Origin of the sequence: Streptococcus sanguinis, assembly GCF_050223295.1 — a bacterium.
GTDB lineage: Bacteria > Bacillota > Bacilli > Lactobacillales > Streptococcaceae > Streptococcus > Streptococcus sanguinis_X.
The window spans coordinates 763906-779042 of the sequence record NZ_CP071424.1 but is presented as its reverse complement, the minus strand read 5'-3'; the positions used below and the strand labels follow the sequence as shown (position 1 = coordinate 779042).

Below are 15137 nucleotides of genomic sequence, written 5' to 3'. Positions count from 1 at the left end.
TATTACTCCTTTGTGGAATCTTTTTTAACATTTTTACGAGCAATCCGACGCTTGATCTTCCAGATGCTGGCTCCAAGAGCTGGCAGTGTAAAGGTCAAGGTCTGTGGATAATCTTTCCAAAGTCCTTCTTGAGACTGAACTGTTTCGTTATGTTCCTTCCAAACACCTCCCCATTCTTCTAATTCAGTGTTCCATACTTCTTCATAAATGGCTTCCACTGGAACACCAATGGTAAAGTTCTTCCGCTCTACCGGCGCCATATTGAATACACAAACTAACATATCTCCTTTTTCCGTCTTACGGATAAAGGAGAGGACACTTTGATCAGTATTATCCGCATCAATGATTTCGATGCCATCGTAGCTCAGATCAATCTCCCAAAGCGGACGATTGTCTTTATAGAAGGCATTGAGTGCAGCAGTAAAGCCCTGCATCTTCTTGTTCATCTGATCGTCCAGATTAGACCATTCTAGTTGCTCTTCTGACTTCCATTCTAGGAACTGACCAAATTCTGATCCCATAAAGAGCAATTTCTTGCCCGGATGACAGATCTGATAGGTCAGCAAGTTGCGGAGCCCTGCAAATTGATTGTAGCGGTCACCCCACATCTTGTGCATGAGACTCTTCTTGCCGTGAACCACTTCATCATGCGAGAATGGCAGGAGGAAATTTTCAGAGAAAGCGTACATAAAGCTAAAGGTCACCAGATTAAAATCGTACTTACGATAAATCGGATCTTCCTCGTAGAAACGAAGGATATCATTCATCCAGCCCATATTCCACTTGTAGTCAAATCCAAGACCACCCAGCTCTCTCATACCAGTAATCTTGGTTTCTGAGGAACTTTCCTCTGCAATCATCATGACATCAGGATGGGCTAACTTGATAACCGTATTGAGGCGTTGCAGGAAGTAATAGCCTTCATAGTTGCGATTGCCGCCATCTTTATTTGGTTGCCATGGGCCGCTGTCATAGTCCAGATAGAGCATATTGCTGACAGCATCAACCCGAATCCCATCCAGATGGTAAAAATCAATCCAGAATTTAATGCTGGAAATCAAGAAAGACTGAACCTGATTTTTACCCAAATCAAAGTTGAGAGCACCCCAGCCATAGTTATGAGCCCGATCGTGATCCTGATATTCGAAAGTCGGTGTCCCATCATAGTAGGCCAAAGCATCATCATTAATAGTGAAATGACCTGGTACCCAGTCCACAATGACACCGATATTGTTCAAGTGACATTCTTCAACAAAGTCCTGAAACTCCTCAGGCGTGCCATAGGTGTGCTCAAAGGCGAAGTAGCCCATGAGCTGATAGCCCCAGCTAAGTCCAAGTGGATGAGCCATAAGCGGCATGAATTCCACATGTGTGTAGTTCATCTCCACCAGATACGGAATCAAGTCTTCTTTTAACTGGGCAAAGCTATAAGGACTGCCGTCTTCATTGCGTTTCCAAGATCCGGCATGCACTTCATAGATATTGACCGGCCGAGAGAAGAAGCCCCAACGCTTCCGGCGTGCCAGCCAAAGACCGTCTTTCCACTTCTTCTCAGGAATAGTGCGAATAACTGCTCCCGTGCCCGGACGCTCTTCCAGATAGATAGCCAGCGGATCAATTTTCAAAATTTCCTGACCACTGCTGCGCTTGATATTGTACTTGTAAATATCTCCTTCCTTAGGCAGCTCTGTGAAGACTTCCCAAACGCCCGCTTCATTTCGGACCATTGGAATCTGCTCTTCATACCAATTGGTGAAATCTCCAATCAAATGGACACTCTGAGCATTAGGCGCCCAAACGCGGAAAGAGTAGCCAGACTTGCCGTCCACTTCATCCTGATGCGCCCCTAGATAATGCTGCAAATGAAAGTTTTCACCTGTTGTAAAGGTTCTTAATGCTTCGTTCTTATCCATGCAATCACCTTTCTATTTGTAAGCGTTTTCTATAATACTATTCTACATTATTTTTATCTCTTTTTCAAGTAAATTTCAAATATCCTTACGGAAAATCACTAAAACCGAACATTAGCTAAAATTAGTAATAAATCAGAGAGAAAACACTGCATTTTGTGCCTCTAAGTATGTTTTTATTCCTTTTTCGCTAAATATAGGAGCTGTCCAAAACAAGAAAAAGATGAAAATTTTCATAAAGATATAGACCAATATGTAAATTTACATTTTAAAATAATAAGCAATTAAACATATAAATGCTTAATTCTTTTCAAATGATTCGATAATCTTGTTAAATATACAAGTTAATCAATGTAAGAAAAAAGGCCGCACAAAGCCGCCTTTCTCATTATTTCACATCAAACACGATGGATTTCACTTGTGTCATCGCTTCGATACTGTAACGAATCCCTTGCACTCCGGCTCCAGATCCCTTAACTCCAAGGAATGGGAAGTTATCTGGACCACGTTGGGTCTTATTATTGATGTGTACAGTACCCACTTCCAGTTTCTCAGCAATTTCAAATGCTTTAGGGAAATCATTTGTAAAGACTGAAGATTGAAGACCAAACTCTGACTGGTTACAGATCTGAATAGCCTCTTCAACGGAAGTCACACGAATAATCGGAAGAACAGGACCAAATGGCTCTTCCCAAGCTAATTTCATATCCAGTGTCACATGGTCAAACAAGGCAGGCCAGATGAGATTTGCTTCACGTTTGATTTCTGTCAAGGCTGACGCTCCCTTTTCCTGAGCATCTTCAATCAAGCCCCAGATGAAATCTGCTGATGCATTATCAATGACTGGTGTGATATCCGCATTATCAAAGGGATCACCAACCGTCAGTTTCTCTACCTCTGCCTTAATCAGCGCCGCTAATTTATCTGCTACGCTCTCCATGACAATGACACGTTTAATAGCCGTACAGCGCTGACCGGAATAACTGTATGCCCCGCCAACAATCTGCTTAGCTGCATGCTCCAAGTCAGCATCTTCCAGAACAACTGCAGCATCCTTACCACCCAATTCTAACATAATTGGACGCATACCAGCTAACTTACCGATGCGCTCACCGATTGGAGTGGAGCCAGTAAAGTTAATGTAGTTTACTTCCTTATGCTCAATGATGTAATCCCCGATTTCTGAACCACGTCCTGTGATGGTATTGAAAACACCAGCAGGCAGACCTGCCTCAGCAAAAGCCTGAGCCAAGAGCAAACCAGAGATTGAGCCTTGAGTAGGCGGCTTAAACATCACTACATTTCCGCCGATAAGGGCAGGAGCAATTTTCGAAGCTGACAGATTAACTGGGTAGTTAAATGGCGCAATAGCCAATACAACTCCTACAGGCTCACGACGGACCACAGCCAGTTTTTTCTTACTGGCAGCTTCAAAGCCGCCACCTTCCATAACCTGACCGTGAATACGAATGCCTTCTTCAGCCGCATAGCGAATCAAGTCTGCTGTCCGGACTACCTCTCCGACTGCCGCTTTGATCCCCTTGGCAACTTCTTTTGCAAGAATTTCGCCAATCTTCTCCTGATCGCGTTCCAAAATATCCGCAACCTTATGCAAATAAGCTGCACGTTCAACTGCTGAAAGAGCTCGCCAAGCTGGCAAAGCCGCACGAGCGCTTGCCATCGCATAGTCAACCTCTGCCTGAGTCATGGCAGGCACAGTTCCTAAAATCTCATTGTTGATAGGAGATGAGATGGTAATTTCATTTTCAGAAACTTTCCACTCTCCATTTATATAGTTTTTATATTGTGTCACGTGTCCCCTCCAAAATGTTATTAAATATTATTTTACCAAATTTTCTGAAAATTTCAACCAAAAGTTATAAATTTAAAGAATTTTTTCACAATTAAGATAGATTATCTAATTTTGTTCATATTAGATCTGCTTATTTTCTGTTTTCTTTGATTTCAACTTTCTTCACAAACTTCACTATTCCCTTGAAGAAAACTAAAAAAGACCAGGAAAATCTCCCTGATCTTAATTTTTCAGATTAATCAAAGTCCAGATATTCTTTTTCAAGCTCAAGAACTTCTTCCATCGTTGCACATTCAGTAAGTGCACGCTGAGCCAGTTCTTGCATCTTCTTCGTATCCAGCTTCTTCATGAGGCTACGAGTCCGAAGTACAGAAGTTGCACTCATAGAGAATTCATCCAAGCCCATACCTACGAGCAATGGCACCGCAGTTTGATCGCCGGCCATTTCTCCACACATACCTGCCCACTTGCCTTCAGCATGAGCTGCTTTGATAACATTGTTGATCAAGCGAAGGATAGATGGGTTGTATGGTTGATAGAGGTAAGAGACTTGCTCATTCATCCGGTCAGCTGCCATAGTGTACTGAATTAAGTCGTTGGTACCGATAGAGAAGAAGTCTACTTCCTTGGCAAATTGATCCGCCAACATAGCTGCTGCTGGGATTTCAATCATAATACCCACTTGGATATTGTCTGCTACTGCAACGCCTTCAGCTTGCAGCTTAGCTTTTTCTTCGTCATAAACCGCTTTAGCTTTGCGGAATTCTGTTAGAAGGGCTACCATTGGGAACATGATACGCAATTGTCCATGTACAGAAGCACGCAAGAGAGCGCGGATTTGTGTACGGAACATAGCATCGCCAGTTTCAGAGATAGAGATACGCAAAGCACGGAAACCAAGGAATGGGTTCATTTCATGCGGCATATCGAAGTAAGGAAGCTCCTTATCTCCACCAATGTCCATTGTACGAACAACTACTGGTTTTCCATTCATTCCTTCAAGCACAGCCTTGTATGCTTCATACTGCTCATCTTCTGTCGGGAAGTCTTGAGAGTCCATATAAAGGAACTCAGTCCGGTAAAGACCAACCGCTTCTGCACCATTAGCATTGACACCTTCAACGTCTTTTGGTGTACCGATATTGGCAGCCAATTCGAAGTGCTTGCCATCTGCAGTCACAGTCTGAGCATCCTTAAGCAATTCCCATTCAGCTTTTTGCTTAGCATAAGCCTCACCAGCTGCTTTAAATGCTGCGATTTGTTCTTCAGTTGGGTTGATAATCACTTCACCAGTGATACCGTTAGCTGCAATCACATCGCCATCTTTTACAAGCTCAGTAATATTATTAGTTCCCAATACTGCTGCGATTTCAAGCGTACGAGCCATGATAGCAGAGTGGCTTGTCCGGCCGCCGATATTAGTTACAAAAGCTTTAACAAATTTCTTATCCAGCTGTGCTGTATCAGAAGGAGTCAAGTCATGAGCAATGACAACTGATTCTTCATTGATAGACGCTGGATTTGGCAATTTCTTGCCCAGAAGGTTAGCAAGAACACGTTTTGTCACGTCGCGGATATCTGCCGCACGTTCCTGCATATATGGATTGTCGTCCATGTTTTCAAAGAGAGTGATAAACATGTCCGTTACTTCTTTCAGACCAGCTTCTGCATTGGTCTTTTTCGCACGGATTGTTTCTTTGATTTGCCCAACCATTTCAGGGTCAGCAAGTACCATTAAGTGAGCGTCAAATACCTGAGCGGCTTCCTCACCAAGGCTATCTACTGCTTTCTCACGGATAACAGAAAGCTCGTTCTGTGAAGCTTCAAGAGCTGCATCCAAACGAGCCTCTTCTGCATTCGTATCTTCGACTGAAACAGTCTCAAATGATAAATCCGGTTGAACTAATAGATATGCCTTAGCAACGGCAACACCGTCAGATGCTGCAATTCCTTTAAGCATTTCTGTCATATTAAGCCAATCCTTCTTTTTCCATTGTTTCAGAGATTGCAACGATAGCATCGTCTGCATCTGCACCTTCAGCTGAGATCTTAACATCAGCTCCTTGGCCAACACCGAGACTCATAACACCCATGATAGATTTCAAGTTTACTGATTTACCTTTGTATTCAAGCGTGATGCCTGAAGCGAATTTGCTAGCAGTTTGAACCAACAAAGTTGCTGGACGTGCGTGAATACCTGTTTCTGCTACAATGTGGAAATCTTTAGAAGCCATAGTTAGACTCTCCTTTTAAATAATTCTTTTTGAGTTATTGTGATAACCCTTACAAGTTGATATTATATCACCTTTTGAAATCTTTTTCAAGAATTTTATAGCCCGCTTACAAAATATTTCTTAGGAAATGAAAACTCTTCTTATTATATTGAAAAGAGAATTTTCGAGCAAAATCCCACATTCCCCAAGCTTTATTCAAAAATGGCTTCCACCAAGTTTTTAATCATAAATTTCTTATTTTTATATTCTTAATTTCCATAAATTAAGAATATAAACTCCTCCCTCCACTCCTCCTAGTGATTCCCTAAATTCTGTAACACAAGATATTGGATTTTTGTTTTTGGCGGAAAAGCCGCCAGTCATTTTTCTAACATTTTAAGACTTGTTTAAGCATTGCCGCATCAGCATTTTGCTCCTTTTCTGCAATTTTTCACTTCTTTTCACCGCTTATATAAACACTATATATTGTATTGTAATCTATCCTATAACAAAATATCACACAATATTTAGTTCAAAACTATTGACATTCTATTTTCTTTTAGATATACTAGTTTCGTATTATTTAAAAGAAAAAACGAAAGTTTAGAGGAATTTTTAATGGTAACTATTTACTCAAAAAACAACTGCGTTCAGTGCAAAATGACCAAGCGCTTCTTAGATACTAATCATGTAGAATACCGCGAAATCAACTTGGACGAACAGCCAGAATTCATTGACCATGTCAAAGATCTTGGTTTCAATGCTGCTCCTGTGATTCAGACAGCAACTGAGGCATTTTCTGGTTTCCAACCTGGTAAATTGAAAAAACTGTCTTAATGTAGTTTATTTTGAGGGTAGCGCGCCTTGATCGGGAGATAAACTAAAAGATAGATTATCAGGGCAAACTGCAGCTCCTATGCTCATAGGAGCCGTTTCTTTTGTAAGGCGGATATTTTTCCGCTAGCTAATTATCTTATTTATATAGAAAAGGGAAAACATGGGACTCAAACATTTAGAGGATGTGACATACTTCCGACTCAACAACGAAATCAACCGTCCAGTTAATGGTCAGATTATGCTTCATAAAGACCAAGAAGCCTTAAAAGCTTTTTTTAAAGAAAACGTTGAGCCAAACACCAAGCAATTTTCTTCTATCACAGAAAAAATTAAATATTTAATAGAAGAGAACTATTTGGAAAAGGAATTTATTGAACTTTATTCTCCAGAATACATCGAGGAGCTGACTGCTTTTATCCATGCTCAAGATTTCAAGTTTAAATCTTTCATGGCTGCTTATAAGTTCTACAACCAGTATGCACTAAAGACAAATGATGGTGAATACTACCTGGAAAGCATGGAAGATCGGGTACTCTTCAACGCCCTCTACTTTGCCAACGGAGATGAAGCCATTGCCAAGGATATTGCAAATGAGATTATCCACCAGCGCTACCAACCGGCGACACCAAGCTTCCTCAACGCTGGTCGGGCTCGTCGCGGCGAATTGGTTTCCTGCTTCCTCATCCAAGTAACAGATGATATGAACTCAATCGGTCGCTCCATCAACTCTGCCCTGCAATTGTCTCGTATCGGAGGCGGGGTCGGTATTTCCCTCAGCAATCTGCGGGAAGCTGGAGCTCCTATCAAGGGCTATGAAGGTGCTGCATCTGGGGTTGTGCCTGTTATGAAACTCTTTGAGGACAGTTTCTCTTACTCTAACCAGCTGGGCCAACGTCAGGGAGCTGGGGTTGTTTACCTCAATGTTTTCCACCCAGATATCATCTCTTTCCTTTCTACCAAGAAAGAAAACGCCGACGAAAAAGTTCGGGTTAAAACCCTCTCACTCGGCGTCGTCATTCCGGATAAGTTCTACGAATTGGCGCGTAAAAATGAAGAAATGTACCTCTTCAGCCCATATTCTGTTGAACGCGAGTACGGTGTGCCATTTGCCTACCTCGACATCACTGAAAAATACGATGAATTGGTCGCTAATCCAAATATCACTAAGACTAAGATCAAGGCTCGTGATTTGGAAACAGAAATTTCTAAACTCCAACAAGAATCTGGCTATCCTTATGTCGTAAACATTGATACGGCCAACCGTTCAAATCCAATTGACGGTAAAATCGTCATGAGTAACCTTTGCTCTGAAATCCTGCAAGTACAAGAGCCTAGCCTTTTGAATGATGCGCAAGAGTATCTTCACCTGGGAACAGATGTATCATGTAACTTAGGCTCTACCAACGTTGTCAACATGATGACTTCGCCTGACTTCGGAAAATCCATCCGAACTATGACACGCGCTTTGACCTTTGTCACAGACAGCTCGCACATCACAGCTGTGCCTTCTATCGACAATGGTAACAGTCTGGCGCATACCTTTGGTCTGGGAGCTATGGGACTGCACAGCTACTTGGCACAGCAGCTGATCGATTATGGATCAGCGGAAGCTGTAGAGTTCACTAGCATCTACTTCATGCTCATGAACTACTGGACTTTAGTCGAGTCTAACAATATCGCTCGCGAACGTGGCGTGACCTTCCATAACTTTGAAAAATCTGACTATGCTAACGGCACTTACTTTGACAAATACCTGACGGGTGAATTTGTACCTAAGTCTGACCGTGTCAAAGAACTCTTCGCAGGCATCTTTATCCCATCTTCAGAAGATTGGGTAGAGTTGCGCGACAAGATCAAGGCCGATGGCCTCTACCACCAAAACCGCCTAGCAGTTGCACCTAATGGCTCTATCAGCTACATCAATGACGTTTCTGCTTCAATCCATCCAATTACCCAGCGGATCGAAGAACGTCAAGAAAAGAAAATCGGTAAGATCTACTATCCTGCTGCTGGTCTGTCAACTGAGACTATTCCTTACTACACCAGTGCTTATGACATGGACATGCGCAAGGTTATTGATGTCTATGCAGCCGCAACTGAGCATGTGGACCAAGGTCTTTCCCTAACTCTCTTTATGCGCAGCGATATCCCTCAGGGCCTCTACGAATGGAAAAAAGAAAGCAAGCAAACAACCCGCGATCTTTCTATCCTACGTAACTATGCCTTCAACAAGGGTATCAAGTCCATCTACTACGTCCGTACCTTCACTGATGATGGTGGCGAAGTAGGTGCCAACCATTGTGAAAGCTGTGTGATCTAACAAGAGATTTTAGAAAAAGAAAAGGAAATTCGACCATTTCACAATTTTACCTTCCCCATCATGGACAGGAAGGTAAAATCGTGAAATATTGGGGTAGTATCCAAGAAATGATAGCTGATACCCCATCAGGTCGTACCATCTACTAAAGGAGAAAGAATGCAAACTTACTACAAAGCCATTAACTGGAACGCTATCGAAGATGTTATCGATAAGTCCACTTGGGAAAAACTGACTGAGCAATTCTGGCTGGATACGCGGATTCCCCTATCCAATGACCTAGATGACTGGAGAAAGCTATCCCACAAGGAAAAAGACTTGGTCGGCAAGGTCTTCGGTGGCCTGACTCTGCTGGATACCCTCCAGTCTGAGTCTGGTGTGGATGCCCTGCGCAAGGATGTCCGAACAGCTCACGAAGAAGCTGTCTTCAACAACATTCAATTTATGGAGTCCGTTCACGCCAAGTCCTACTCTTCTATCTTTTCTACGCTCAACACCAAGTCAGAAATTGATGAAATCTTTGCTTGGACTAATACAAACTCATACCTGCAAAAGAAAGCTGAGATTATCAATGAGATTTACCTGAATGGTACAGCTCTGGAAAAGAAAATAGCCAGCGTTTTCTTGGAAACCTTCCTCTTTTACTCTGGTTTCTTCACTCCGCTCTACTATCTGGGTAATAACAAACTGGCCAACGTTGCTGAAATTATCAAGCTGATTATCCGTGACGAGTCTGTCCATGGAACCTATATCGGCTATAAGTTCCAGCTAGCTTTTAACGAATTGCCAGAAGACGAGCAAGAAAAACTCAAAGAATGGATGTACGACCTGCTCTACACCCTCTATGAAAATGAAGAAGGCTACACTGAAAGCCTGTATGACACAGTCGGCTGGACCGAAGAGGTCAAGACCTTCCTGCGCTACAATGCCAACAAGGCTCTGATGAATCTGGGACAAGATCCACTCTTCCCAGACTCGGCAGACGATGTCAATCCTATCGTCATGAATGGTATCTCAACCGGTACCTCCAACCATGACTTCTTCTCCCAGGTGGGTAACGGCTACCTGCTGGGCGAAGTTGAAGCCATGCAGGATGACGACTATAATTACGGTTTATAAGAAAAAGAATCCCTCTTTCCAAAATACGGAAAGAGGGGGTCTTTGACTGACTATTAATCTATTGACTATCATAGATATATTCTTCCAGATGTTCTGCGACTGTAATCTCAACTCCAACATCAGATGTTAGATAAATCACGGTACAGTCATGAGCTGGGACAATAGGAAATAAAAAGGGCTTCATATTTTGATAAATTCTATACATCCGCCTTTGACTCGTTGGATTTTCAAGATAAAGCTTGCTGTCACCACCAGAAAAGTCAGCTGGCAGAAGGGCATAATAAGCTACCAAAGCTCCATTTTCATCCAATACTCTAGTCTTATTTAAATCCTCAGCTATTTTTTTCATCATTAAAGTAGCCATCTTTTCCTCCCTTCATGTTTTTTATCCAAATAAAGGTGGAGCTAGGAACATCATCCCTAACTCCACTTATGCAGTCACTAATTAGATACGCGATAATACGGATGCTGGGAAGCAGTGATAGCATCTTGTCCAACTCGAATCTGTGCTTTAGGATTCTCGTTTCCAGTATCAGGCAAAACAGCTCCTTCTGGAATTACTAAAAAGGTTGCGCTACTGCTACCAGCAGTATAAGCAAGAGTAGATACATAACTACCATCGCTTACTTGACCTTTTAGTAAAGTATAATCGCTGGATTCTTTTCCATTCAGAGTATGAGAAACGACCCCTTGATTATTCAATACTATCGCATCCCCCAAATCATTTTGCCAAGTACCGGCTACAGTCGAAAAATCTCCTGCTGCCAAAGCATTGACATCGATACCCGCTGCTGGAGTGGCTGGGTCTTTCGTGTCAGACTTTGTTTCATTTTTAGGCTGAGCTTCAGAAGATACTGACGCTGCATCAGTTTCATCTGGGCTAGCTGATGGAACAGCTTTCGCTTCAGACTTAGAATCTGATTTAGAAGTTTGAACTGTTTGGCTAGAGCTACTACTTTGAGATGTTTGCTTGTCCTGCTGTTTACTGCAAGCACCAAGCAAGATAATGGAAGAAGTGAGTGCAGTCGCAAGAAACATTAATTTTGCATTTTTCATAAAAGAGGCCTCCTCATGAATTAATACCTTTTTGTAATCTTATTGTAACATTTTGAATTAATAAAATCAATAATCATATTGAAATATTATAAAATTAATTTATTGCTACATAACGACGGCTACCACTATACCCAACATAGCTAATCCACTGATGGCCATCTGCAATAAAAGTTTGATCATAAAAGACTGTGCTCCCTTTGTCAAAGTTTGCTAGTTCTGGGCTTGATATTTTAGCTTCAGACCGAATAGAAGCATAACCTTGAAAAACATAGTTCCCTTTTGATGGAATAGATATAGCTGGTAATGAGACTTCCGTAGTAGCTGAGCCGGCACCTACAAGTTTTCCGTCATCCTGAACGTAGTATAGATGAACGTTGTATTTCCCTGTGGAATTTTTATGATCACTTACTTTAACAGTCTGTTTGTAAGTCCCATCTGGTTGCTTGCTAGCAGTGTACCAAACCACGTCATCTTGGTCATTGGCAGCAGACCATGTAGGTACCTTTACTTCTTTTATACCACCAGGATTAGAAACATTAGACACAATAATATCAAAGGTACCTGTCTTTGAAGTATTATTCCGAATAGTAATAGTTCCTGTCGGCCGGATTAATTCCTTATCCAAAGAGACTTCTGTCGTCGTTCCTGTTACACAAATCATTTGGCCATTATTTTGAACATAGTATAAATGCACATTATATTTTCCAGTGGAATATTTATGATCGCTAGCCTTTATTGTCAATTTGTAAGTGCCATCCGATTGTCTTTTAGGAGTATACCAAATAATATCATCTTGATCATTCGCACTAGACCATGTAGGTACTTTTACTTCTTTTACACCACCAGGATTGGAAATGTTAGATATAACAACATCAAAGGTTCCTGTTTTTGAATTATTATTTTGAATAGTAATTTTCCCTTCAGGCTTCTTAATAGAAACGGTAGTCTTCGTTCCCCCAGCTCCAACCATTTCCCCATTATTTTGAACATAATATAGATGGATATTATACTCTCCCGTAGAACCTTTATGTTTATTTGCATTGACAGTTATTTTATATGTTCCATTAGGCTGTTTAGCAGCAGTGTACCAAACAATATCATCTTGTCCATTTTCACTTGACCAAGTTGGTAATTTCACTTCTTTCACACCATACGGGCTAGAGACATCAGATACAATGACATCAAAAGTCCCTGTCTGAGCATTATTGTTTTGGATAGTCAAGGTTCCCTTTAAAGGAGCCTTTGTCTTTGTTACTCCAATGGCAATATATCTACGATTTCCAGCAAAGGAGAGATAGCTAATCCATTGATGGTCATCTGCTTCCAATTTACGATCATATGTAACAGTTTGTCCTGCATCATAATAAGCTAATTCAGGACTAGACATCTTAGGCTCAGCTTTAATGGAGGCTCTTTGAGTGAAATGATACACTCCACTGGCAGGGATTCCTTGATTATCAGAAGGCTGGGAAATCGGTGTGGATGTACCTCCAATGATATCTTTAAAATGTATAAAGCCTGAGATTGAACTTGCAGCAACTACTCTGCGATTATAACTTTTACTCCAAGCATAGTTATATTCTTCAATTTCTACATTATTTCCCAATACATTGGACACCCATGCTACATGTCCGTAACTTCCATCATCAATCCAAGCGACTGAGCCAAGAGCTGGATGATTATCTACCCTATATCCTTCTCTTCTTGCCCGATACCCCCATTCACCGCCATTTCCGTACGCACGAGGAATGTTAAAACCATTAACTGAACTTAATCTATAAGCAGTAAATGAAGTACAATTTTTAACAATAAGTCCCCAATCGTCCGCAGCATAATCAGGGAGATTTTTAAACCTTACTGGATAATCATCGCCTCGAGCGATTGAACCATTCCCTGTAGCCAGTAAAGTCGTATGTCCAGTCCCGTTTGCAACTTTACCAACAGTTGTTTTGAGAGTTGTTTTTTCTTCTTTAGTTGCACGGCGGCGGCTGACATCATTAACAATTGAGGTGGCTGGCTTATCTACATTCGAAGCGGCATAGCCACGTGTTACTAAATGTTTAGGATTAGTAGGATCATCTATAACTGGATTTATTTCAACAGTTTTCTGTTTTTCATTAACTGTTGAAGTTTGATCAGAAACAGGCTCAGTGTTGATTGGAATATCATTTGCATTTGTCGCTTTATTTTCAGTTTCTAGTGGTTCAGGAACTTCAGAAGTTACTCCATTTTCAATACTAACTAAATTGTTATTTACAGCATTTTTTGTTTCCGATTCAATATCAGAACTTACTGTTGCATTTGACTTTTCTGAAACACTCTGATTTGTGTCCACAGCTATGTCAGAAGGTGCTGTAGAAACTACTGAATCAGTACCAGTTGGCGAAATTACTTGATCAGCAGCAACTGTTTGAGTCCCTGCAAATAATAATGTTCCTAGAAGCACTGAAACTGCTCCTAGAGAATATTTACGAATAGAAAAACGTTGAACCTGCTTATTAAAAAATTGATTTTTCATTTTATTTGCTCCCTTTATTAATCTTTGTGCACGACAACATTTAATTTCCTAAAGCCAAAACCAAATCATGGCGAGATAATAAGAAATCCTAAACATGTGATTCTCTCCTTTCCTATTTAACTTTTTCCATGTTTCAATTATAGACTCAATTACAAATAAAAAACAGGACATAGATGTCCTGCTAGCCTTGATGATAGAGCCGAAGTTCTTTATTCCACTCCTCAGCCATTTTTTTAGATAGAAAAGTATGACCTAACAATCTTGCCAGTGTCAGTCCCTCTTCATAGTATTGTTGAGCTTTTTTCTCGTCCTTGTGTACGAAAAGCTCATATTCTCCCTCTAACATTCTTATCAGCGGTTTCTTTTGATAGTCCTCTGTCAATTCCATGATTACATTAAGTTTGTTGAGCGTATCTTTTGTATAAATGAACTCTTTTCGCTCGCACTCAATACCTGGGATTGTCAGTAGAGCATCTCGCATGAGAAAGAGATATTCATTTGGAATATAGTCAACTGACTGCAGTAATCGCTGAGCGATTCTTGCATATAATTCCTTATCAAACTTAGCTGACCGAATCTCCTCTTCATCTCCCACATAGATCTGATAGAGCTGGATGTAGAGTAAATCATTCACGTCATAATGCTTTTTACTCTGCAAATCGTCCAAATGCTGGGCAAAGAGAGTCATTCCATACTTATGGAATTTCTCAGAAGTATAAGTATAAATCTTTGATTGCAAGATATCCATTACATTCTGCTCAGCTTCTGGCAAATCATCATAATAAACTTCAAAAATTTCATCTATGATATGCTCCAATTCGAACAAAGCTTCGGTATTGCCATAAGTGGTCGTCCGAATCAGCTTATACTTCAAGCGCTGATAGTCAGTAGGTAGAGCTACATCTTCTTTTTTACTTCCTGTCAAAGTTGTCAAATCGACCTCTAGACAGAAAGCCAGATATTCTAAAGTAGAAAGAGTAGGCTGGGAAATGCCTGACTCCAAACGGGTTAACTGCCGTATAGAAAGCTTTGACTCATCACCACACAATTGCTCCTTAGTCCAGCCCCTATTTAATCGAAGCTGTTTCAAATGCTGTCCAAATTCTTTTCCTTGCATCGTCAATCCCCTCCCAAATAAATCAGGAAACTTTTGGTTATGTTATCATGTTATTCTAGATTTATTATAGCATAATTGGAAAGATTTTACTAATAAAATTCCAAAAAGATTACTTCCTTTTCTCAGTGATGAAATCTACCTAACTGTTGCAACAGTTAGGTAGAGCGGAGCTATTGAGACCTTAGGCTCAATAGCTAGTCATGGAACTCTGCAGGAGGTCGCTGACGTCCGCCATCA

11 protein-coding genes are annotated in these 15137 nt (G+C 41.0%); 3 read left to right on the top strand and 8 right to left on the bottom strand.

The window, feature by feature from the left end; all coding sequences use genetic code 11:
- Positions 1 to 2: 2 nt before the first annotated feature.
- From glgB to J1C77_RS03995, 4 genes are all read right to left on the bottom strand, one after another.
- Positions 3 to 1913: a 1,4-alpha-glucan branching protein GlgB gene (gene glgB / locus J1C77_RS04010; RefSeq protein ID WP_002902694.1), complete on the bottom strand. Its 1911-nt coding sequence runs from the start codon at positions 1911 to 1913 to the stop codon at positions 3 to 5.
- Between the two features lie 385 nt (positions 1914 to 2298).
- A complete protein-coding gene (locus J1C77_RS04005) occupies positions 2299 to 3723 on the bottom strand; it encodes an NADP-dependent glyceraldehyde-3-phosphate dehydrogenase (protein WP_002921780.1) in 1425 nt (474 codons plus the stop codon).
- Between the two features lie 235 nt (positions 3724 to 3958).
- A complete protein-coding gene (gene ptsP, locus J1C77_RS04000; RefSeq protein WP_002900755.1) occupies positions 3959 to 5692 on the bottom strand; it encodes a phosphoenolpyruvate--protein phosphotransferase in 1734 nt (577 codons plus the stop codon).
- Between the two features lies 1 nt (position 5693).
- Positions 5694 to 5957 carry a phosphocarrier protein HPr gene (locus tag J1C77_RS03995; RefSeq protein WP_002921782.1) on the bottom strand — a complete coding sequence of 88 codons (264 nt, stop codon included), beginning with the start codon at positions 5955 to 5957 and terminating at the stop codon, positions 5694 to 5696.
- Between the two features lie 597 nt (positions 5958 to 6554).
- Here J1C77_RS03995 and nrdH point away from each other — a divergent pair.
- The 3 genes from nrdH (at position 6555) to nrdF (ending at position 10209) form a co-directional block, all read left to right on the top strand.
- Positions 6555 to 6773 (top strand): glutaredoxin-like protein NrdH, encoded by a 219-nt coding sequence (gene nrdH / locus J1C77_RS03990; RefSeq protein WP_002897920.1) that lies wholly within the window; start codon positions 6555 to 6557, stop codon positions 6771 to 6773.
- A 160-nt stretch (positions 6774 to 6933) separates the two neighbouring features.
- Positions 6934 to 9093 (top strand): class 1b ribonucleoside-diphosphate reductase subunit alpha, encoded by a 2160-nt coding sequence (gene nrdE, locus J1C77_RS03985; RefSeq protein ID WP_002921787.1) that lies wholly within the window; start codon positions 6934 to 6936, stop codon positions 9091 to 9093.
- Positions 9094 to 9249: 156 nt separating this feature from the next.
- Positions 9250 to 10209: a class 1b ribonucleoside-diphosphate reductase subunit beta gene (gene nrdF, locus J1C77_RS03980; protein WP_002921790.1), complete on the top strand. Its 960-nt coding sequence runs from the start codon at positions 9250 to 9252 to the stop codon at positions 10207 to 10209.
- Positions 10210 to 10267: 58 nt separating this feature from the next.
- Here nrdF and J1C77_RS03975 read toward each other — a convergent pair whose 3' ends face one another.
- The 4 genes from J1C77_RS03975 to J1C77_RS03960 all read right to left on the bottom strand — a co-directional run bounded on the left by J1C77_RS03975 (position 10268) and on the right by J1C77_RS03960 (position 14900).
- Positions 10268 to 10573 (bottom strand): hypothetical protein, encoded by a 306-nt coding sequence (locus tag J1C77_RS03975; RefSeq protein WP_002900763.1) that lies wholly within the window; start codon positions 10571 to 10573, stop codon positions 10268 to 10270.
- 77 nt (positions 10574 to 10650) lie between these two features.
- Complete coding sequence (locus J1C77_RS03970; protein WP_002904134.1) at positions 10651 to 11265, bottom strand: DUF6287 domain-containing protein; 615 nt, start codon at positions 11263 to 11265, stop codon at positions 10651 to 10653.
- A gap of 94 nt (positions 11266 to 11359) precedes the next feature.
- Complete coding sequence (locus J1C77_RS03965) at positions 11360 to 13783, bottom strand: GBS Bsp-like repeat-containing protein (RefSeq protein ID WP_002921794.1); 2424 nt, start codon at positions 13781 to 13783, stop codon at positions 11360 to 11362.
- A gap of 181 nt (positions 13784 to 13964) precedes the next feature.
- Positions 13965 to 14900 (bottom strand): helix-turn-helix domain-containing protein, encoded by a 936-nt coding sequence (locus J1C77_RS03960; protein ID WP_002904132.1) that lies wholly within the window; start codon positions 14898 to 14900, stop codon positions 13965 to 13967.
- Between the last annotated feature and the right edge of the window lie 237 nt (positions 14901 to 15137).